The sequence below is a fragment of the Thalassolituus sp. UBA3500 genome, assembly GCF_002377545.1.
Lineage (GTDB): Bacteria > Pseudomonadota > Gammaproteobacteria > Pseudomonadales > Oceanobacteraceae > Thalassolituus.
Map to the genome: position 1 here is coordinate 486 of NZ_DFQB01000052.1, position 22,719 is coordinate 23,204.

Below are 22,719 nucleotides of genomic sequence, written 5' to 3' on the forward strand. Positions count from 1 at the left end.
CCAACTGAGCTATTCCCGCTTAAGTGCTGCGCATTTTAAATAATACGCGTAACCAGTCAAGCTTTTTTCTTACTTTTTAACAACTTAGAGAGCTATTTTCTGAAATTAATCAGCGTCTTAGCTCGGGCCATGCCGCCTTAAGGTAGATCAGCATGGACCAGAGAGTCAGGATCGCTGCACCATAGAGTGCATAAATACCGAGTACTTCAATCAGGCTGCCTTCGGCTGCTCCTAACAATACCGTGATAGAAATCATTTGCAGTGCTGTCTTTATCTTTCCCAGTTGACTGACGGCGACATTGGCACGCTTACCAAGCTCCGCCATCCACTCACGGAGTGCAGATATGACGATTTCTCGACCAACAATGACCATCGCAGGAATGGTGAGCCATGGGTGTGCAAAGTGCTCCACAAGCAGTACCAGTGCAACTGACACGATGAGCTTATCGGCAACGGGATCAAGAAAGGCCCCAAGCGCCGAAGTTTGATCAAGCTTGCGTGCCAGGTAGCCATCCAGCCAGTCTGTTGCTGCAGCCGCAGCAAACAACAAAGAGGCCCAAACCCGGCCGCTTTCGCCTAGCCAGTAAAAACATACCACCATCAGCGGAATCATCAATATCCGCCCCATAGTCAGTATATTAGGTATGTTCATTGCTGGTACTACTCCTGTTCTTCTCCATGGAGCGCAGCAAAAATCTGCCCTGCCAATGCTTTACTGATACCCGGGACTTTTTCAAACTCACCCCGCGGCGCACCGCGCATATTACGCAGACTACCGAAGTGAAGCAAAAGCTCTCTTCGCCTTTTTGGTCCGACGCCCGGTAGCTTCTCAAGATCAGACTGCCCTCGCCTCTTCGCCCGTTCCTTTCTATGACCAGTGATCGCGAACCGGTGAGCTTCGTCTCTGACATACTGAAGCAGGCGAAAACCCGAGTCGTGGGCATCAGGCAAGATAGGTTTCGACGTCTGAGGTCGCCATAGATACTCCCACCCGGACTTTCGGGTTGTACCTTTTGATATGCCGAGCAGATACACGTCGGTAATCTGCAGCTCATCAAGAACCTGGTCAACTCTTGAAACCTGCCCTTTCCCGCCGTCAATAAGCAGGATGTCAGGCAAGTCATTCTGCTCAAGCATGCGGGTCAGATGCCTGCGAACGGAATCTTCGAGAGCAGCATAGTCATCTCCGGCAGTAACATTCTTCACAGAAAAACGGCGATAACGAGACTTGTCCAACCCTTCTTTGCCATAAACGACACATGACGCATACGCTGCTTCGCCCTGCGCGTGGCTGATGTCGAAGCATTCTATTCGTGAAGGTACAAAATTCAGGCTGAGCAGGTCCGCAACGGCATCAAGCTTGCTCTGTGCTGCCTGACGACCCGACATCACTGACTGAATGCCAGTACGGGCGTTTTCATCCGCCATTGCCAACCACTGCCTGCCATCCCCTCTCAGCCCTCTCTGATGCTGAAGTATGAGCCCACGCTCTTTCAATACCGACACCATAGGAGCAAGAACATCCGACTCAATGTCTGCAATTAGCACCTCCGGAAGCGTATCACTCGCATGCCCACCCAAATAAAACTGCTCAATGTAGGAAGTGAACAATTCATCGAGCGGCACCCCAGTCTTATCTTCCGGAAAAAAGCTCTGAGAGTTCGTTAGGCGCCCTTTGCGGAAGGTTAGGCGCTGAACGCATATCATTGCTTGCCATTCAATTGCAGCCCAGACGTCCGCATTCTTCTCGCCAGACTCCGCCATCTGGCGCTCCTGAATACGCCTGAGTAGCTCCACTCTGTCGCGAAATTCTGCAGCCTTCTCAAACTGAAGCTCCTCTGCCGCTTGCTCCATACTTGTCTGAAGGTCGGAAATCAGCTCACGGGACTTCCCCTCAAGAAACATTCTGGCCCGCTGAATATCGTGCTCATATTCATCTTTTGAAATATGACCGACACAGGGAGCTGAGCAGCGATGAATTTCGTACTGCAGGCAAGGACGGCTGCGATGATTGAAATAGCTATCTTCGCAATTGCGCAGAAGAAAGAGTCGCTGCAGATAGTTCTGAGCCTCACGCGCTGCGCCCGGGTTTGGATAAGGGCCGAAATACATTCCCTTTTTACGGCGCCTGCCACGGGCGTAAGAAAGAAGTGGATAAGGGTGGTCTGAAATATGAAGATAAGGATAAGACTTATCATCTTTGAGCAGGATGTTATAAGGCGGTCGGTGTTTCTTGATCAGAGTCTGTTCAAGAATCAGGGCTTCCACCTCACTGCCTGTAACAGTGACATCAATGTGATCAATCCGACTTACCAGTGCGACCGTTTTGGCGTTCAGGCCACGAGCGCGAAAGTAACTCGACACTCGATTTTTCAGGTTTTTTGCCTTGCCTACGTATAGTAATGACTGATCTTTATCGTACATTCTGTAGACGCCAGCCCTCTGGGTCAGCGACTTCAGGAAAGCCTTAATATCAAATTCAGGCATTAATTTACTTCGTTAGCGTCAATTAATCCGTGCCTCAAGGCAAGATGCGTTAGCTGGACATCGCTTTTCTCAATGCCCAGCTTCTCGAAGATTCGATAGCGGTAGCTGTTTACCGTCTTTGGGCTGAGAAACAACGCCTCTCCGATCAAAGGCACACGCTGCCCCTTGGCAATCATGATCGATATCTGCAACTCTCGCTCAGACAAGGTTTCAAATGGCGAGCCTGCATCGTCCTGAAAGGGGCGCAAGGCTAATTTCTGGGCAATTTCGGGGCTTATATACTTCTGGCCGGAGTTTACCTTTACGATGGCGCGCAACATTTCATCAAAATGCGCCCCTTTGGTCAGATAGCCAGACGCGCCGATTTTGAGGAGTCGTGAGGTGTACGGGTCGCCGTCATATACTGTGAGTGCAATGATCTGCACTTCAGGTTGGCGCTGAAGTATTTTTTGCGTGGCCTCCAGCCCACCTATACCTGGCATGTTGATATCCATAAGAACAACATCCGGCTCAAGGTCACGAGATTTCTGGACGGCCTCTTCCCCGCTCGCTGCATCACCAACAACTTCCACTTGCTCTGCATCGGCAAGCAAGCGGCAAATTCCGGACCGGACCAGATCCTGATCATCAACTACTAAGACACGAATCAAAAAAACATCTCCAGAATTGGCCGAGTACAACAAGTTGTGGAATATATCAAAGCTGTCACACTGGGTACATTCGCTTTGATTGCCATGCGTATTTTTCATTGTTCAGCATCATCGCGACTTCAACAACACCGTCTGCCGTATTTAATCGACTGGAAAAGCCAAGTCGCTGGGCGAGCTTCAGCATCGGTCCGTTTTCGGGAAGTACTGAGCCATAGATCTGTAATACCCCACGATCTTTGAGGTACTCAATAATCCGGCTCATCAGATGAAACCCCAACCTTTCTCCACGCGAGTTGTCGTCAACGATGACTGAGAACTCAGCAGTCACGTCATCAGGATCTATCCAGACGCGCACCACGCCGTAGATATCTTTATCTCGCCATGCAACAAAAGCCATTTCACGGTCATAATCTATCTGCGTCAGGCGTGCCAGTTCGGTGTGATCGAAACGTCGGCGCGCTGAGAAGAAGCGCAAGCGCAGACTTTCAGCGCTGAGGCGATGATAAAATGCGTCCAGCTGTGGCTCATCTTCGCCCCGTATTGGACGAATCTGGTATTCAGTATTCTTCGGTGACGTGTAACTTCCTGAGAGCTCCGTTGGATAAGGCAGAATAGCGCATTTAACTGGCTCGCCAACTTCGGCAGCAACACCTATTACTCGGTAGCGACCGATTTGCTGACGAATAGCGTTCACCTCAAGGCCAGAAAGCCAGGGATGATTCAATGCCAGATGTGATAGTGCAACCAGCCACCTTTCAAGTGTGAGCAGATCTTTCTCTGGGTACTCTGAACGTTCCTGAAGAACTTCGTAGAAATGGGACTTGCGAATCAGCTTTTCAGCCAGGTTGGCGTTGAGTGGCGGCAATGCAACCTGCCGGTCAACAAGAATGTCGGCTGTACTGCCTCCTCCACCAAAGAAGATAAATGGCCCAACCTCATTGTCTCTTCCAATACCAAACGAAAACTGCAGATTATCCAATGCCCGATGCATAGTCTGCACTGTGTAGCCCAGAATTGGGCTGTCGGGAAACCGCTCGGTAATGACTTCAGAGAGAGAATCGATCGCTGGCAGCAATTCTTTCTCATTGTGCAGGTCGCGCACAACACTGCGAACACGCTCACGCGGGTTTGTACCGTAGGCAAAAGGATACAGGTAGTCCTTATGATGGACGCGCAACACCCAGGGTTTCGGAATGGCCTGGGCGTCTTTTATCAGATCACTCGTTGTTTTTCGGAAGATGCTGTCGGCGCAGGAGTATCCGTAGGCTTTTAGCAATTTGTAGGCATCTGGCGGCGACAGATAATCTCCTGTCTTGTAGGCTCGCCGGATCTCTTCGTCGAGACCTGAATGCTGAGCTGACACAGGAATTTCAATACTCTCAGGGGTTTCGCGCAAGAGATCCTGTGTTCTCTGGTGCTGAACCATGTACATGTAGGATTTAATGGCGTTGTCTGGCGTGTCAAACGTAGGGATCTTTGCCCGGTCGAAGCTTGCTCTTGCGCTCTCGACCGAATATTCGCCGATCCAGCTCGTCAAAACCATTTTTTGGGTATGCGCCGCGACCTCAATCAGCGCATCGGCGTTTGATTGAGCGTCAGTGCCCAGGCCAGGAGTAAAAACAACAAGTAAGGCATCGACGTTGCGATCTGTAAGGACCGTCTTGGCGACATTGCTCAGTTGCTCCGGTTTCAGTTCAGGATTGAGGAGCAGAGGGTTCTCAGCCTTCACATAGTCTGGCAGCTGATTTTTCAGCGCCTGCACACCATCTTTGGTAAAGGATGCAAGCTCGCCGCCGTCGTGCAGGAGGCGATCCATCGCGATAATGGCAGGCCCGCGCCCGTTAGCAATGACGGCGAGGCGCGGTCCGAAGCGCTCGCGCCGATTGCTTAAAGCATCTACACAGTCAAATAGTTCGTCGGTGGCATTTACTCTCAAAACACCGGCCCGAGCCAGTACTTCGTCAATAAGATCATCTCTGCGTGCCAGCCCTTTGGGAGACGATACCGGGTTGAGTGGGCTATCGGAGAACCGATTATTCTTTACCGCGAGTACAAGGCGGTGTCGCGACGCTGCCCTCAGTGAGCGCACTAGCGCCCTGCCCGAGCGAATCTCATCAAGCTGAATCAGCAGCGTTCGAGCCTTCGGCTCCTGCGATATGTAGTCAATCAGATCCGAAAGCGTGACGTCCTCACTGCGACCCAGAGTCGCGACATGGGAAAAACCTATCCCCCTGCTGTATGCCCAGTCCATGACGCCGGATGCCAGGGTGCCAGACTGGCCGATGTATGCGATGTTTCCTGGTCTGACAGGAACATGCAGAAAACTAGCGTTAAGTTTTCGGTGCGGAATGACAATTCCCAAGCAGTCGGGTCCAAGAATTCGCATTCGCGTTTGCTTGACGATCCTGTCGATTTTTTCTGAGTTGGGACGAAATTGCCATGAGCGCGCCCGGGCCATACCGCCAGTAAGCACCATTGCCGCTTCAACGCCAATGGAATGCAGCTGCTTAATCACACGTGCAACCGAGTCGGCAGGCGTGCAGATGATGGCGAGATCCGGGGCGCTTTTCAGCTGACTTATCCTGGTTACCGCTGGCAAGCCGCATATCTCTTTGTAGCCCTTGCTGTTGACCGGGAGAATTGTTCCTTCAAACCCGGCTTTCAGCAGGTTTCTGACTATTGCACCGCCAAGACTGCCCTGTCGGTCAGATGCACCGATCACGGCGACTGATTCAGGCTGTACAAAGCGCTCAAGAGATCGGGTACCCATCAAACCTCCATTGGTTTTTGTGTTTATGGCAGCGGAGAGTACACTGAGCAAAAACAAGACGGTCAGGAACAGATGCCATTAGCGTATTACACGTCGGAAGAGCACTTCTCTCACTTTACGGATGAAGACCATCCCGAACATGCCATGCGAATCATGGCCATAGAGCAGGAGCTTAAATCCCAGGGCATCTGGGAGCAACTGATTCATGTCAATGGACAGTCTGCAGACATGCCAGATATTCTGCGCGCTCACAGCAAGGGTTACGTCGAGCAACTGCATCTGATTCAACCCAAGCATGGCCATATATACGTTGATGAAGATACAGCGATGGCGCCTGGCTCATTGAATGCTGCGCTCTGGTCGGCCGGGTCCTGCACTCTCGCACTCGATGATCTGGTAAAAGGCGAGCAGAACCGCGCCTTCGTAGCCACTCGCCCGCCGGGCCATCATGCCGAGCACCGTAAAGCGATGGGCTTCTGCTTTTTTAACAATGTTGCCATCACTGCGTTGAGAGCCGCTGACATCCACCATTTTCAGCGAATCGCCCTTCTTGATTTTGACGCACATCAAGGCAATGGCACCATAGATATCCTTGGGAATGACCAGAGGTTTCTGATTTGCTCGAGTTTTCAGCATCCGTTTTATCCATATACGCACTATGAGCAGTCCAGATTCAATAATCTTATTAATGTTCCACTCTCATCTGGCACTGGCAGCGCGACATTTCGAGCAGCAATAGAAGAGCACTGGCTACCTGCTCTGAAGTCCTACGCGCCTGAGCTGATTATTGTGTCTGCTGGGTTTGACGGGCATAAAGACGACCCCATGGCGGAATTGAATTTGTTGGATTCAGACTATGATTGGCTCGGCCGCATGATTGATGGCATTGCAGCAGCAAGAAACACTCCCGTACTGAGTATTCTGGAAGGTGGATACGACCTCAACGCTCTGGGGCGTTCAGTCGCTGCATACCTGACAGGCCTGCAAACAAACTAGCGCGCTTTATTTACCCGACCCTGTCACACTCTGAGTGCAAAACTTACCGTCTGTCACAGAAAGCCACAGAGGTACGCACGATTTCCCCGATTGCAGATGGCATGATTTCAGCAGTTCACAAAAACAGGGCACTGCTATGAGATCAGAGCAAGAGACTGGAGTTATTTACGCAATTGTTGCAACACCAGAATCACTGTCGCGCGTAACGAAGGCAGAGATGGCGCTTATCGCATTAACGGCGTGTGTGAGCACATCTGTTCTGATCGCCGCAGCCCGATCTTTGTTTTAGAACGGTGCCATGCACAAGCAGAAACAAAAAAGCCCAGCAAGAAGCTGGGCTTTTTTGTGTAAATAGTGGCGGAGGGATAGTCCGCCTTCATAGGGTCCGCACACTTCCACCCAAAGACATACAATCCAATTAAATCAATAACTTACAATCTACGGTCTTCCATGACCATCCATAAGGATCTATCATTAGTGGGGGATGATTTGGGGGATTCCGAATGGCCATCGAAAAGCTTTCAGCCAGAGCAGTAGCAACAGCAAAAGAAGGCAAGCACGAAGACGGTGGCGGCTTGCGCCTGGTTGTCTCAGCAAAAGGCTCTAAACGCTGGGTACTCCGCTACACATTGAACAGAAAGCGCAGGGAAATGGGCCTGGGCCCGTACCCTACAGTAACCCTCGCAAAAGCCAGGGAAGAAGCCATGTCAGCTCGGCGAATGGTCTTTGAGGGTTTGGACCCTATCACCGAGCGAAAACGAACCCAGGTCGTCATTCCAACCTTTGAGGATTGCTCAACACAGTTTATTGAAGCACATCAGGCGGGCTGGAAGAACGCTAAACACGCCAGTCAATGGAGGAATACCCTATCCACATACGCTCATCCAGTCTTAGGAGCGTTGCCGGTAAATGCAATTACGGTGAACGACGTTCGTAAGGTACTTGACCCGATATGGACTACAAAGAATGAGACTGCCAAACGATTACAAACACGAATCGCTAAGATTCTCGACTATGCTGCAGCATTGGGTCATTGTGACAATGACAATCCCGCACGTTGGCAAGGTAAGCTAGATGCCCTTCTTCCCAAGCCATCTAGCATACAAAAGGTAAAGCATCACCCTGCTATGCCGTATTCTGAAATCGGACAGTTCTGGAAAGAGCTCGATAGTCAGAAGCGCATTTCCGCTACGGCCCTGAGGTTTCTTATCCTTACTGCGACCCGGACATCTGAAGTGCTTGAGACTCAGTGGAACGAAATTGACCTTGACCTGGCTATCTGGACGATCCCAGCTGAACGCATGAAAATGAACAAGGAACACAGAGTGCCACTCTGCGCGCAAGCTATCGAGTTGCTAAAGGCATTACCTAAGGTCTCTGAGTCTGCGTATGTCTTTCCAGGTTCACGTGCTGATAAGCCTCTGTCCAATATGACGCTATTGAAGCTCATGAGAAGCATGGGGTTCGGCAAAGGCAGCCAGAAAGGCGACTACGTCCCCCACGGCTTCCGTTCTACATTCAGGGACTGGGCTGGTGAAGTCTCTAGCTACCCTAGAGACATCGCTGAGATGGCATTGGCTCACGCCATTGAAAACAAGGTTGAAGCGGCATATCGCCGGGGGGATTTACTTGAGAAACGCGCACACATGATGCAGGACTGGGCCGACTACATAGGCAGCTAATCCTAGCCTTTCTTACTTAGAAGACCTTCGGCAGAGCTCAATATCTCCGAGGGCAGGCAATTCATTGCTAAAGCAAGCTTCCAAAGCGACGTGACAGTTGCCCTTTTTGCCCCTCGCTCGACACCGGATAAAAATGACCTAGCAACGCCAGAACCATTTGCCAGAGCCTCCTGAGTCAGCCCGGCCTCAACTCGCTTCATTTTGATTGCTGTACCGATGGCCTTAAGCAGGCTCTGCTCTTCCGAAGACTCCATGACATACCACCCTCAAGGATATGCCTGAATCATCTACTTCCAGCTCTGGCCTAACCACGCCACATAGGTTACATTTAGACCTCTATAGAGGTCTTTAAGGATAAATATATAACATTCTGGCCTTTATAGAATTCAATTGGACCTACAAGGAGACGACATGAACGTCATCAAAACTATGGGCCTTATCGGCATCATCCTCTTCACTATCTGCTTTTTCTGTATGTCAGCCTTCATCGAATCTGACGTAGAAGCTGCTATCGGCTTCAGCTCTATTGCCATCATGTACGGCATTGGCTTCTCAATCACGGCCTTCCTGAAGGCGAAAAAAGCGATTAGCGAACAGCAAGCATGAAATAAGCAGCCCTCTGGGGCTGCTCTTCTTTTGGATAAAAATAGATCTAGCGTAGAGAGGGAAACGTGAAATTCTTTGCAGTGTTAACGATATCAGCGAGTCTTTTGTTCGTCGGATGCTCATCTGAAGTGCCAGATTGCAACGATAGCGAGACAAAAGATCTTGTCCTAGAGATAACATACGATGAGTTGATTGATAGGTTTGGTCCTGAATTGGCTAATATCACCGAGCTATCGCTTGAGGCTGTTAGAACAACAGATACGAACAAAAGAACGGGAAACCATAGCTGTGCAGCTGACCTTAGAATCAAACAGGATAGCCATCTCAGAAAGCAAAATAGTACCGCACCAATAACATATACCGTGGAGTTGGCTAATGACGGTGACGACTTCTATGTGACTGTTTACGGCCTTTAGGAACCATGAATGCTAGCCTTCTAGCATTCATACTCTCAAGCTTTTGCGAAAAAGCCAAGTGTAGAAACCCGGCCCCGATCTATACTCTTCAGGCGACAAGAGCTCACATACAACCAAAATCCACGCCACCTGATAAGGTCAATCAACAGTATCCCAAGTGGAAAATAATTTCACATGGCCTATTGAAATAACCTGAACTCCCCCCAGTAAAGAAACTATGCACCTTTACCAAGAATCCGAATGACTGACTTAAAGACCCAAAATGAACCCAATCTGAAAGCCTTTATGCTGGTGACTGTCCTGATCGCGTATGGGTCTATCGCTCATGAGAATGCTACGCAGATAGTTGGGTTTCTGGATTCCCCATCTCTCAAGGCCCTAGCGGGTTTCGGTACTCTTATTGGACTTGGTTACCCCATGCTGGTGGGATTGGCGACGTACCTGTTAACAAACTCTATGGAGTCTGAAAATAAGTTTCGGATTGCCCATTTTCGCTGGAATGACCCGCTTCCAGGGGGACGAGCCCACCAGCTGATTCCTGCCGATTCGCGAATGGACGTAAATAATTGCTCTCCAGAGATCGTCGCATTACTGAATGAAGACCTCACTCAGAAAGCAAGGCAGGCTAAGTGGTACAACTTGTATGGGAAAGTGAAAATGGACCCGTCTGTAAGTTCGGTACACAAAAGTTATCTACTCATGCGAGATGCTGCGACGGGCATCTTCATGTTCACAGTATTCATCCTACTCATCGACTTTGTCGTGTGGGTAGCGATGGATTTAACGTTAAGCTCGCCTATGGGGTATCTAGGATTGATGTTGTTCCTCTTATTCGTGGCCTTTCGCGCAAATGAGCGCGGGAAGCGGCTGGTCACGACTGCTGCAGCTACTTTCAATGCGCAACACTTATGAGGTAACACATGCCAACAACCATCACATTTTTTCCCGTAGATAACGGCGACATGACCCTGCTGAAGTTTGGAGATGCAGCAGGTACCACTCTGCTGATAGACGTTAATATTCGGAAGGATGCGGACGATCCCGATAGTGCAGAGTACCGTGATGTCGCGAAGGACTTGCGTAATCAGCTCAAGAAAGACTCTGACGGACGCCCCTATGTTGATGCCTTTTTGCTTAGTCATCCAGACGAGGATCATTGTCGGGGAATCGATCGCCATTTTCACCTGGGCGCGTTAGCAGACTATCCTGATGACGATAAAGATTATTCAGAGAAGAAAATCGTTATAAGGGAGATCTGGTCATCCCCGATTGTCTTCCGACGAGCATCAAAAAATCATACCCTCTGTAAGGACGCAAAAAAGTTCAGTAAAGAAGCTCGACGGCGTGTGCAAGTCAATCGGGAGAAGAACTTTGCTGTCACTCACGGTGACCGTATCAAAGTACTCGGAGAGGATGAAAAGAACAAAACTGATGATCTGACGCCCATTTGTCACAAAGTAGGATCCTCTTTCAGTTCCATCACAGGAGTTGAGTCATGGTTCTTCACTGCTCATCTTCTCGGTCCATTTGATCCACAAGACAAAAAAGATGAAGAAGAGCTCCTGGCTAAGAATCAATCCAGCGTCATTATCAATTTTAAACTGGCTGCTGATATCTTAAATCCTGATGGTGCCAACTTTCTGACAGGAGGCGACGCCGGAGTTTACATCTGGAGTGAACAATGGGCTCGGCACAGTCATGAGCCGGATGTATTCAAGTATGATTTGCTGCAAGCTCCTCACCATTGTTCTTGGCGAACGCTTTCGAAAGATAGCTGGTCGGATAAAGGCCGCAATGCAACAGTGGACGATAATGCTCGGAAGGCTCTTTCCCAGGCACTAGAAGGTGCCATCATTGTATCTAGTTCCAAACCTATACTGGATGACGACAACGATCCGCCATGTATCCGTGCTAAAGAAGAGTATGAGGACATATTGTCCGAAGTTGGAGGGGAATTTTATTGTACCGGTGAATATCCCAGTGATAAGGCTGTAGAGCCTTTGGTCTTCGCTATCGGCTCAGGAGGAGTGACTCCGCCCTCTAAAAAGTCTGGTGGCCCTAAATCGGCAGCAATTGCCGGCACAGCGAAAACTCCTTTACCACACGGGTAATACGCAATGAATCCGGCCATTCATGATGCTTATGTTGTGCTTCAAAGACACCCGGCACTAACAAACGTTAGTGCGCCGGCACAGGGAAGTGGCCGGGTAGAAATTTCGGCTATGATCGACGTATCGCTTCCCTGCCGCGTCAGAGCAGCTGGAGTTACGTCCAATGGTATTCGACAGGTGGAGCCCTGTTGGTTTGTATTCCCTGAAGACTGGCCTCTTGCTGCGCCAACGGTATGGTTGCGTGAGGACTTTCCACTTAACCTTCCACATATCAATCCTCATCGCCCTGGTGAGCGGGTACACCCCTGTCTGTTTGAAGGGCCACCGGATGAATTGGTCCAGAGTCTGGGGCTGGACGGCATCATAGATCAATTAAGCGATTGGCTTACTAAGGCAGCTTCAGGTCAACTCATCGATTTGGAGCAGGGCTGGGAGCCTACAAGGCGGGACTCTTTGACATCGGGCGTTATTTTCAGCGCGGAAGAGGCCGTCGTTCGTACTCCTATCGATGGGTCTCTTTTGGTCACTCAAGGAGTTTATTTTTCAAACTCTAACGAGCTACTAGCGGTTGCAGTAGAGGGACTACCCGAGTTAGCACCTCGCTTCACGCTTGAGTATCCGGAGACAGAGGAATCAAAGTATTACGCTGGGAACTTACCGATCGTTTTCGCTCGGTGTGTAGACGAAGTAGGGAATCCACAAGTGGTTTCCTCATATTCCCCAGAAGAAGTTCACGATTTTAGTTCACTGCTTGAGAAAGCTCGGGATTTGGGTGCCAGGTCAGATGCACTGGAGAGATTTTTGACAGGCTACGCGAAGGGATTCTTTCTAGAGAATGAATTGGATGAAGGTATCTCCATTATTGTTGTTCTTCTGATACACCGCCCTGCAGACCTGATTGGAGCACCTGGGCGGAACATTGAAGTGTTGCCGTATGCTGTTCGGTTTCGGGGTACCTTCGCTAACCTTTCTGATGAGGTGTACCCGGCATATCACTCTCACAGCGTGTCACCAGACTTGCTTTCCATGACGTCTGGAAGACTGAAAACCTCATCAAAAATGAAGATTGTGATGTTGGGTTGCGGAAGTCTTGGTTCGAAGATAGCCCTCCACCTTGGTAGGAGTGGTATTGGGAATATCGCGTTTGTAGATAATGAAACCATGTCGCCTCATAACGGAGCGCGTCACGCATTGATCCCTCCGAGGACAACATTTGCCTATCCTGGCAAAGCGTCAATGATGGAGCGGGCACTCAATGAGCTCGGTCACACTGATTGTGTTGATCATCTGCTTGATGCAAAAGAGCCTCTTCTTGATCGTGGTAGTGCCGATGACGTCTTTGGAACTGACGAGGCAGTCATTATTGATACGACAGCGTCACTTGCTGTGGCGGCTGCTAGCATAGTTTCTCCTGCTCTATCTTACGAAAAGTCACCAAGACGCTTACTTCAGGCTGGGATGTATGCTCAAGGGAAAGTTGCATACCTTTTTTCAGAGGGCGCTGCTAGAAACGTTATGGTTTGCGACCTTCAGGCTCGTTTATTTGAAATGTGTCGACACTCTTCGTCATTGAGAAAGAACCTGCAGGGCGAGGGATCAGATTTAACCAACATTTTTGTGGGTGACAATTGTAGATCTCTCACAATGCCGATGGCTGACAGTAAAGTGTCACGGGCAGCAGCTCTCATTAGTGGCCAGATAGAGTCTTGGCTAGCTGGTGGACTTCCGGGTGCTGGTCAATTATGCGTTGGCGTTGAGGATGATACCGGAGTAGGTATGACCTGGCTCAGGGAACAACTTGGACCAACGCTTGAGTTAGTCCCGGCCAATGAGGGTGGTCAAAACTGGAAAGTTCGCGTGCTTTCGTCTGTTGCGGAATCGATTGATGAGGCTTCCAGATCCTGGGGGCCTTCAGAAACGGGAGGAGCACTGCTCGGACATATATCCACCAGCACAAGAACTATTATTGTGGCCGGACTTGTTGATGCTCCACCGGATAGCGTTAGAACTCCTGCTACTTTTACGCTTGGCGTTCAAGGGCTGGTTGCGGCATTGCAAGAAGCAAACGAGACCTCACTTGGGCATCTGCACTATGTCGGTACATGGCACAGTCACCCTATGGGAGGAGGGCATTCGGATATTGACCAGGCAACGTTAGGAGCTATTGCGCAGGAATTCCAAGGCGTTCCCGCCATTTCTCTTGTATGGAGGCCTGAAGGATTCATTGTCGCTGTTGAACAGGTCTGAGATGACAAACGAACCTCTATCGGCTGCCATTGGTACTTACTCTACCTAACTGATATTCCCGACTCGTAATTTTCCAATGAGGTCGTCATGGGGCTTGCGAGCAAGCTGACCACGGTAGATATCAGCATACGAGGAACACCGTACCAGTATTGTGGCGTCACCTTCGTTTTGAACTGGCCATAGCTGGGTGCCCGGTAGCTGATCATGCCTGCGCTTTTGGATTGAATACTGTCTTGCAGGTTATTCAGTGCCATGTAGCTGAGCATGGTAGCGTACAGCGTGTCACCGACCAGACCTTGTTTGGTGAGGGCGTCGTAGTTTTCAGTTTCAATATTGGTCTGTGTGGCTTCGAGACTTTGCTTCAGTTGTTCTACCTGCCCTGGGGATACACCCTGAAGGTCGAGCGCGTAGGCCTGATATTCACCCGCGACGGGCTCGTTGCGGCTGGTGTTCCACCCTCGGTTAGGCTCCCAGTAGCCTGTTTCGGTAAGAAGCTCCGTGCCCATGGCCATCGCGGTCGTTGTTTCTACGACGTCATCTCCGATTTTGAATTCGCCAATCAGGTTGATCAGGTAGCCCGGTAACGTGTCCGGAATATCTTCGGGATTGATCTCTCCGTTTTCGTCAGGCTCAGGAAGGCGGCTCTCTATTACTGCTTCGTCATCTTCGTTCGACGGGTGAATATGACAGTGAGATCGCCTTTATGACTGCACTTCTACCTAGAAACCAAAATTACAGCTAGGTAGACAATAATCAAACTGGAGAATCCAAAAATTATCATTGTTTTTTGATTTTTCAACGACTCGACGGAGCTATCATCCAGCACAGCATCGTTTGGCATATCCGAAAAATTCGCATACCTATACTTCCAGAAAAAAGCACCATACCTGTATTCCTCATCGAGAGCTAACGCTACCGCTCCTATCAACACCCAGAAAAAACTTGAAACGACCTCGTTAAAACTAGCTGCATAGAAAAATGGAAATATCGCTGCGGGGAAAATGGGTAAATATATCATACCAAAAATCAAGCTAGGATCTGATGTAGTTCTTTTAATCGCGTACTGTATCCATTTACCTTTAATCAGAACACCAAAGCAGGCTCCTGTACCTATCAGTGACATTCCAACATTAGATACATAGGACGTAAAATCAACCGTACTGAAGAAATAGATGAATATAATAATTAACCAGAAAAATATAAGCATCATTAAAAAATTAATCCCAGCACTAACGCCCAAAGATCGACAAAAATCATACCAAGTACTAAATCAGCCGACAATCCACGTACTAGGGATGCCCAACCCAACATAATTCCCAGTGTAGCCATGATCGCATTGTTTCGAAAATCTCTGGAATCATTTGACTGTGTAATACCATAAACCCATGCAGCAAAACCGACAGCAGTGAAAAATAGTGCCAAGAATGCTGCCGCTTGTATTAGTACAAAAATCAATACGGCATACGCAATGATTGTACCCCAGAAAACTAGAAGATCCCCACCATTTTCCCCGCCACCGATCTTATACGCACCCGCTCCAGTCTGCGGATCTAAAATAATATACCCCACCTGACTACTGCCATAAAAATTCACCGGCTGCTCATGCGCTGTGATCTCCAGCCCTGCGATGGCCGAGTTGCGTATCTCACTGATGATATCGTCAGGCAAGTTCAGGTTGGGTATCGCAATATCGACGTTTTCTGAGGTAATCGTCCAGATCCTCTGGCCTTCTGCGCCTGCGATCTGCAGAGCTTTTACGGCACTGATACCATGAGCGGGGTTATCTTCAGTACTAAACATCTGTTCGGGTACTAAGTGCTCCATGGCTGACATCCGTGCGCCTTGTGCCTGATTATAGGCAAGGAATTTCTCGTAGTCGTTCGACTCTTCAACCTGATAGTTCATCATGAGGTCGACGTCCATGGTCAGACCACCCAGTTCAACATTACGTGGAATACCGTACCAGTAGAGAGGGGTCACCTTGGTTTTGAACTGGCCATAGCTGGGTGCCCGGTAGCTGACCATGCCTGCGCTTTTTGACTGAATGTTATCTTGCAGGTTATTCAGTGCCATGTAGCTGAGCATGGTGGCGTATAGCGTGTCACCGACCAGACCTTGTTTGGTGAGGGCGTCGTAGTTTTCAGCTTCGATATAGGTCTGTGTGGCTTCGAGGCTTTGTTTCAGTTGTTCTACCTGGTCTGGCGACACGCCCTGAAGATCAAGCGCATAAGCCTGATACTCACCGGCGATAGGCTCATTGCGGCTGGTGTTCCAGCCTCGGTTAGGTTCCCAGTAGCCGGTTTCGGTGAGAAGCTCCGTGCCCATGGCCATCGCGGTTGTTGTTTCTACGACGTCATCTCCGATTTTGAATTCGCCAATCAGGTTGATCAGGTAGCCCGGTAACGTATCCGGAATATCTTCGGGATTGATCTCTCCGTTTTCGTCGGGTTCTGGTAGCCGACTGGTAATCACGGCTTCGTCATCTTCGGTTGCAGGCGAGTAAGATAGTGAGAGTGCCTTTCCTGCCAGTTCGACCGTGGGCTTTATAACCGTGAAGTAAGTACCGTTTGGCTGGCCATAGTAGCTACCGGACAGCTGAAACTTAAACTTCCAGCGTTGGCTGTCAGTGAGTGACGGTGAAGTCAGCTTACGGGTAATCAGGTTGTACGGAAGAGATGCCGCGAGTGATTCCCGAACAACGGTTTTAATATCTGAGGTACCCAATACTTCACCCACGGTAGCATCGGGGTTCTGGTTGGCGATGTAGTCTTCAAGTTGAGTCTGGTACGTCGTTAACGCATCTTCAATATTCTGCTGCGGTAGCCCTTGTATCCAGCCTTCGTCTTCATTAATGGTGGTATTCTGCTCGATATTGGTTACCAGTTCTTCGGCATCAAACGGGACTTGTTCCTCCAGGTTGTAACCTTCCTGATATTCATATTGTTTAAAGCTGGCATCCATCGGTATCCAGCTATCCCCTGTGCGATGTATTGCGCCCCGGCTTGGGAAGTAATCAACCCAAGCTTCGACCCATACATGCTCCAGTAAAAAGTGGCTTACCTTACCTCCAGAGACTAAACCTTTCACAGGAATGCCACCCTGACCTATAAGGTTACCCGCCGCTTCTGTTGTTTTAGCATTACCCACCCAGTTCATCACTTTTTCGGCAGGCATCTCTACTGAGCCAAAGGAGTAACGCGCCGGAATATTTGAGGCGCGGAGTAACGCAATAAGAAGACTTGAGGTATCGAAGGCGTTACCGCGTTGGTATTCGAGTGTGTACTCCGCCCCCTGAATAGAACCATAACTGGGGATAAATTCGATGTTATTACGAACCCATTGGTAAATTTCTACCGGGTCGTGATTCAGCTCTGCGGCCTTGGCAATAATGGCGTCACTGAGTTGCGCATCTATCGTTGCATCGAGATGTGCCTGGGTTGGCCCGCCGGGATTCCCGAGCATGTCTGGAGTAATAATATTGGAAGCCAGCTGTACGCCTTGCTCATAGAGAGGTAGATCGTAGCGGCTGCTGAGGTCGTTAGCGGTTGTTGCCGGTTCTGGCGTTGTCTCAGGGTCAGGGGTTCCCCACGGCAAGTTGCTTGGATCGAAGTGATCCCGGCCTTTTTTAGTCGTAAAACTCTCGAGAATATTGTTAAGGGTTTCAGCGTATTCTGCCTGCTCTTCAAGAGACTGATCCGGAGACACAAGACTTTCAAGGTTGGCCGATACTTCTGAGTATCGCGATAAGATTTTCTCTCGCACCTCTTCATGGCGTTGCATAATGCGCGCCGGGAGCTGCTTCTCTTCTATCCAACTACGTTCAGTATCAAGAGATTCAACAACGCCTTCCCGCAGACTTTGCAAACGCTGCTGGAACTTCGTGCTGATGTCATCTTCGAGTGCATCCTCGCCAAGCCCGACGAACCCAAGGACTTGGGCAACAAAGCCGGTGTTTTCTACCAGTCGTTGGTTGATTCGCTGTTTCTTTTCGTCAATGTGCTTTTTAAGGTTGCCCAGAACCTGATGCAGCTCACTGTTCTCCAGCTCCCAGCGGCGCTCTTCCTCAAGCTGCTGCTGATTTTCAGTTTCTATAGCGACCGCCCACGAAGGCCAGATCACTGCATTTAAAAATACAACGAGCACCAGACGTGCGATATGTCGTATGACCGGTGTGCTCCGCACACCGGTATCAAAAGGCTGCTCTTGTGTCATCAACACTGAGTTATTTCCGTATGTCATTTTCAAATTCCTTATTGATCCAGTGCCAGCTTACGACCCGTGGCTTCTATATGGCTGTACAGAGATTGTCGCGCAGCGATGACATCAGGCTCATCGCTATCCATGAGAAGATCTGCCGCAATCAGGAACAAGCCCTGGGCCTCATTGTAATAGCCTGCCTCGTAGGCGGACCGTGCGAGCTTGTACTTCAACCAGGCGCTACGATAATCGACACGGTACCAGTATTGCCATGCAAGACTGTCCAGTTCTGATTGAGTTGCTTCCAGCGACGGACGTTCTGTCGCAGTGAAGTTCAGCAGCGCCTCAGCCTGAACTGTGCGCTGATCACCATCAACAGAGGTTGTCGTGATCGCCAACTGTTGATCAAGCTCACTCGACAGCTCTACGTAAACGGTCTGCTCCCGAACTTCACCTTCCGCCATAGGGAAGATCGCTGAAATGGGGGTGGCATCCATCGTGAAGTCGTCTGCGGCTACAATAGTCGCACCGCCGGATGCGCTGAGCTCGGAATAAGCATCAACAGCACCACGATTGTTGGTCCATGTAATATCCACAGGTAGGACTGACCCCGGGTACGGCTCTTCACTGATTGTCGGCTGAATCCAATCAATTGATTGTCGTAACAGGTCAGAATACGTGCTCTGTGAACCGCCAGCAGACGCTTCGAGTAGCAGGTCGAAACCGAAGAACAGACTTCTACCATGGCCATACTCGTATTGAGTAATCGCTTTGCGCTTAAGGCTCAGAATGTCATCCAGAACAAAGCTGTGTTGGTCAAGCCAGGTCCAGCCATCACTCTGATCTGCCGCCAGCGTGTATTCGCCAATCACTGACGCACCGTCCAACCAGATGCCCTGAACACGATCTTGATAAGTAAGTGGGACCTGTATGTTATCAGTGAATAAGTCATCGCCAGTGTTCAGTTCACGCGCCCAGGGGTGATGCCCTACTACATCCATGCCCAACGCCGGTTCTAACCAGTGATTACGTTTGTCATAGGCACCTGCGACTAACAGGCCCTTACCAGAGACGACCGCCTCCCGAATCTCTTTCTGTACTTTCCAGGGAAGCTGAGGGCGCTCTGAAAGAATCAGGTAGCTACCGTAGTCTCCAGTCCGAAGCTCATAGGCAAAGTCTTCAGGCGTATGAACACTGGTGTATTCCCAACCTGCGGTATCCAGCAGATCTTTGATAAAGTCATTTTGAGTATTCAGATCTGGTCCTGCCGTTGGACCATAGGGATCAATCTCGCGAAGGTCGCTGTCGTTGCTCCAGATATCCCAGTCGATAAGAGTCAGATCTTCATACAGCTCGTCGACGGTCAAAGGGCGATCACACGAGCTATCAACCGACCATGATTTCTCTACCGTCGTCAGCCAGCTTTTCTTAACTTTGACCTCAACCTGATAGCGATTATGCGGCATACCACCCGACTTGGTGAGTATGAATTCCAGTTCACCTGAAGCAGATGCTTTGACTGCGAGGTCAGGCTCTGTCGGAGTGCCGTAGCTCTGGTTAATATTGAGGTCAAAAGCAGTGATGACTTCAGTATCGAGAACTACGCCCTCATCATTGAGCAAACGAACCGTGATTTCGTTATTCAGGGATAGTTCGGCACCGAACTCGGCACCCAGATGGATATCTTCGAATGCCGAACACTGGCGAGGGGCGTCGGTTAATACCAGTGTTCGTTGCATGGAGCCTGGTTCAAGAGAAACTTCAAGTGCAGGTATCTCAACTTCAAAAGTAGCGCTGTCCAGAATACGGATCTCACCATCGATCTCTGTTTGCAGTACGCATGCGTGAACACCAACCTCATACCCTAGAGTAGAAAAACTCTGAATTTGATTGACTGTAGCTCCGGCAGGCAAATCAAAACGGTAACTTTCTGAGAGATGCTCTTGCTGAGAATCGACATTAACAACCAGCAATTCGAAATCTACACCTGATATGCCCATTAGTCCTGTATTGTTCAGATCAAAAGAACACGATTGAACTTCACCTATGTAAAGCTCAGGCAAGTCAGCTTCGATATTTCCTCTAATGGCCGCTTTAAGGTCATTAACAACCTCAAAACTAGTTGAATCAACCGCATAATCAGAGCCATTGCTACTTAAAGTTACCCGGTATTGGTAGATACCTTCTGCCGCCTGGAGTAGCGTCAGAGGGCGTGTTCTTTCGACTATTTGTCCAGCCACAAGAGAGTTTAACTGTATCTCTTCCCGATAAATTTCAGAGTTATCTGGAGCAAACACTTCGAGAATAAGTAACGGATCATCTATCGTGTGAATTGAAGTGACATTCTTAGCTAAGGAGTCCAATGTTACGACATCATCAATGTGATAGGTCAGTCGGTCCGTCGCAGCCCGTGCTGTTGCTGCTGCCACTCCGTTTCCACTCCCATCACCATTTTGTAATTCGCTGATGATAAATGGAACGGTATCGGTTGATAACTGGTCACCTTCAGCGTTAAACAAAATGGCCTCAGCAACATAGTTACCCGAAAGAGTTAAACCTGTATTCCAAGTGTAATTGTTTTCTGTAGAGTCACCTGCTGCCAGGTCGTTAATGTCAAAAGAAGTCACATCAGAGATCACTACACCTTCATCATCCAGTACTCTTAATGAGGTCACGTAGTTACCAATAAGAGCCCCGGTATTGGTAACATTAGTCATTAGTGAAACATCGCTATTCGAAGAGAACACCATTGCGTTAAGTGATAGTTGAATATCCCCAGATAATGAGGGTACAGAGATCTGCTGACGGTTATTGTCGGAATTACATTCCGCAAAACCATTGCTCGAGGAAACTTCGGCAACAAGAGTTCCAGAAGTTAAATTGCTCGCATCTATGCCTGTCACAGTCACCGGAATACTCTCTCCGGAACTTAATGGCTGGGCAACCGTTTGCTCAGCTACCAGAATACCTTCTGAGTTATACAGGCTGACAATATAGGAATCTCCAACATTTCCAGAACCTGCATTACCGACAACCATTGATGCACTCAGGGTGGAGCCATTATCAGATAAAGAGAGGCCACCCAAAGTAAGGTCTGGAATGTCGCTCTGCTCTTGAATAACCGTAGTTACAGCACTAGTGAACTCCTGAATACTTGAGATAACTGTTACCTTACCTCTATCTCCACCAGCAGGTTGAGGATATACGTGCTTTTCTAGGATAGGCAAGCCTGCTGAGCGTACCCGTACACCAATAGCATCTATGATAGAAATCCCCCTGGCTACAGCATACTGCCTTGACTCTTCAGCAGCTAATTCACCACCTTTTACAGAATAACCTCCTGCGTCACTCGGCCAACGGCCATCTCCGGTGACTGTTAAAGCACTGAAACTTGAAGCATCAATTTGGCCATTAATAGCATCCGTGACTCTTTTTACACAGTACCCCATATAATCGGTATCACCGCCGTAATATGGAGCGACACGCAATTCATCAGAAATACTTTCAAAGTTTGCTTTCGATATGAGTGTCGGAGGCAGTATTTCTCTAAATATTGGCCCTCTTCCTGCAGTAGCTACAGTCAAACGGTATTTATTACTATGTGGAATTATGTCTTCGTTTAACACCGCATCAGCTAACCCATTGAGCTCTATACGATAGCCACCAATTCCGATACTGCCAGAAGAGTCCAAACAAAACCCTAAGTCAATAATGCCAGTGCCGTTAGAACATGATCCGGCAGCGGTACTATAGTTGTTCGATTCATCTATCTCTGCAACCAGTCCCGTTGCATCAATAAGAAGGTGAATTGGCGCCTCATAAAAAGACTGCATCCCTCCAAGAGAAATTGAAAATGGAATACTACTATCTACTGATAAGCCAGTATCACTATCGACTTCAACCAAACTTTCGCCAAAGAAGACATCTCCCGAACTATACCTACCATCTCTGTCAATATCTTCAAAAGCAATAACCTTAAAGTTAGTTTGTACTGATGCATTACCCTGGTTAGTTATAGTACCGGATAACTCATTACCAACAGAAAAGCTAGATTGATTGAACTCCACTTGGGTTTCATTAATATCTGTGATAACTAAATCAGCTAAGATTGAGTTTAAACCCTCCTGTCTCAAACGAATCTCTCCAAGATCGATCCCGCTTCCGTCAGAAACATTCACATTAAATATTTGAGTTTTGTAATCGCTGTAACTGACCGTAATTTCATACTCACCTTCAGACAAATCGGGCAGAGTAAACCAACCCTGATCTTCACTAACCTCTTCCGTCAATTCATTATCGGATAAATTAACAGCTGTAATAACCGCACCACTAATAAACTGGCGAGAACGAACATCCGTTACAAAGCCAGATACATAAGCCGTAGAAGCTGAATCTGGCTGTAGTTCTATAGTACCTATATCAATATCTAATCCAGCGGGAACATCTACGGTAGCTGAGAACGAGTCAAACCCCACTTTTTCACCCTCTACTAGCGCTCCCGCTGATCCAATGTTCAGGCTGTCAAACACAAACTGTAGTGGCAGACTAAACCCGAAC

General features: G+C 48.9%; 15 protein-coding genes. 6 read left to right on the top strand and 9 right to left on the bottom strand.

Going from position 1 to position 22,719, the window contains the following annotated elements:
• Positions 1 to 109: 109 nt before the first annotated feature.
• From pgsA to B2R29_RS12725, 4 genes are read right to left on the bottom strand one after another with little or no spacing between them, the layout of a single operon-like run.
• Complete coding sequence (gene pgsA / locus B2R29_RS12710) at positions 110 to 652, bottom strand: CDP-diacylglycerol--glycerol-3-phosphate 3-phosphatidyltransferase (protein ID WP_301181401.1); 543 nt, start codon at positions 650 to 652, stop codon at positions 110 to 112.
• Positions 653 to 660: 8 nt separating this feature from the next.
• The gene (gene uvrC / locus B2R29_RS12715; RefSeq protein WP_301181402.1) at positions 661 to 2,487 is read right to left on the bottom strand and encodes an excinuclease ABC subunit UvrC; all 1,827 of its coding nucleotides are present in this window, start codon (positions 2,485 to 2,487) and stop codon (positions 661 to 663) included.
• Positions 2,487 to 3,137, bottom strand: a complete 651-nt coding sequence (uvrY, locus tag B2R29_RS12720) for a UvrY/SirA/GacA family response regulator transcription factor (protein ID WP_301181415.1) — start codon at positions 3,135 to 3,137, stop codon at positions 2,487 to 2,489. The genes uvrC and uvrY overlap by 1 nt, the downstream gene beginning before the upstream one ends.
• Before the next feature lie 55 nt (positions 3,138 to 3,192).
• Positions 3,193 to 5,907: a GNAT family N-acetyltransferase gene (locus tag B2R29_RS12725; RefSeq protein WP_301181403.1), complete on the bottom strand. Its 2,715-nt coding sequence runs from the start codon at positions 5,905 to 5,907 to the stop codon at positions 3,193 to 3,195.
• 72 nt (positions 5,908 to 5,979) lie between these two features.
• Between B2R29_RS12725 and B2R29_RS12730 the strand changes: the two genes are divergently transcribed.
• Both B2R29_RS12730 and B2R29_RS12735 read left to right on the top strand, forming a co-directional pair.
• Complete coding sequence (locus B2R29_RS12730; protein WP_301181404.1) at positions 5,980 to 6,903, top strand: histone deacetylase family protein; 924 nt, start codon at positions 5,980 to 5,982, stop codon at positions 6,901 to 6,903.
• 503 nt (positions 6,904 to 7,406) lie between these two features.
• Positions 7,407 to 8,585 carry a tyrosine-type recombinase/integrase gene (locus B2R29_RS12735; protein WP_301181405.1) on the top strand — a complete coding sequence of 393 codons (1,179 nt, stop codon included), beginning with the start codon at positions 7,407 to 7,409 and terminating at the stop codon, positions 8,583 to 8,585.
• Between the two features lie 2 nt (positions 8,586 to 8,587).
• Here B2R29_RS12735 and B2R29_RS12740 read toward each other — a convergent pair whose 3' ends face one another.
• Positions 8,588 to 8,839, bottom strand: coding sequence for a helix-turn-helix domain-containing protein (locus B2R29_RS12740; protein ID WP_301181406.1), 252 nt, complete (start codon positions 8,837 to 8,839; stop codon positions 8,588 to 8,590).
• 157 nt (positions 8,840 to 8,996) lie between these two features.
• Here B2R29_RS12740 and B2R29_RS12745 point away from each other — a divergent pair, with 157 nt between their 5' ends.
• The 4 genes from B2R29_RS12745 to B2R29_RS12760 all read left to right on the top strand — a co-directional run bounded on the left by B2R29_RS12745 (position 8,997) and on the right by B2R29_RS12760 (position 13,965).
• Entirely contained in the window at positions 8,997 to 9,191 is a 195-nt protein-coding gene (locus B2R29_RS12745) for a hypothetical protein (protein ID WP_301181407.1), read from the top strand.
• Between the two features lie 656 nt (positions 9,192 to 9,847).
• On the top strand, positions 9,848 to 10,519 hold the full coding sequence (locus tag B2R29_RS12750) for a hypothetical protein (protein ID WP_301181408.1): 672 nt from the start codon (positions 9,848 to 9,850) through the stop codon (positions 10,517 to 10,519).
• Between the two features lie 8 nt (positions 10,520 to 10,527).
• On the top strand, positions 10,528 to 11,718 hold the full coding sequence (locus B2R29_RS12755; RefSeq protein ID WP_301181409.1) for a metallohydrolase: 1,191 nt from the start codon (positions 10,528 to 10,530) through the stop codon (positions 11,716 to 11,718).
• Positions 11,719 to 11,724: 6 nt separating this feature from the next.
• A complete protein-coding gene (locus B2R29_RS12760) occupies positions 11,725 to 13,965 on the top strand; it encodes a ThiF family adenylyltransferase (RefSeq protein WP_301181410.1) in 2,241 nt (746 codons plus the stop codon).
• A gap of 41 nt (positions 13,966 to 14,006) precedes the next feature.
• Here the strand turns inward: B2R29_RS12760 and B2R29_RS12765 are convergent, their stop codons facing one another.
• From B2R29_RS12765 to B2R29_RS12780, 4 genes are all read right to left on the bottom strand, one after another.
• Positions 14,007 to 14,477 (bottom strand): hypothetical protein, encoded by a 471-nt coding sequence (locus B2R29_RS12765; protein ID WP_301181411.1) that lies wholly within the window; start codon positions 14,475 to 14,477, stop codon positions 14,007 to 14,009.
• A 203-nt stretch (positions 14,478 to 14,680) separates the two neighbouring features.
• Positions 14,681 to 15,175: a hypothetical protein gene (locus B2R29_RS12770; RefSeq protein WP_301181412.1), complete on the bottom strand. Its 495-nt coding sequence runs from the start codon at positions 15,173 to 15,175 to the stop codon at positions 14,681 to 14,683.
• Positions 15,175 to 18,204 carry a transglutaminase-like domain-containing protein gene (locus tag B2R29_RS12775; RefSeq protein WP_301181413.1) on the bottom strand — a complete coding sequence of 1,010 codons (3,030 nt, stop codon included), beginning with the start codon at positions 18,202 to 18,204 and terminating at the stop codon, positions 15,175 to 15,177. The genes B2R29_RS12770 and B2R29_RS12775 overlap by 1 nt, the downstream gene beginning before the upstream one ends.
• An 11-nt stretch (positions 18,205 to 18,215) precedes the next feature.
• Positions 18,216 to 22,691, bottom strand: a complete 4,476-nt coding sequence (locus B2R29_RS12780) for a carboxypeptidase regulatory-like domain-containing protein (protein ID WP_301181414.1) — start codon at positions 22,689 to 22,691, stop codon at positions 18,216 to 18,218.
• Positions 22,692 to 22,719 lie beyond the last annotated feature (28 nt).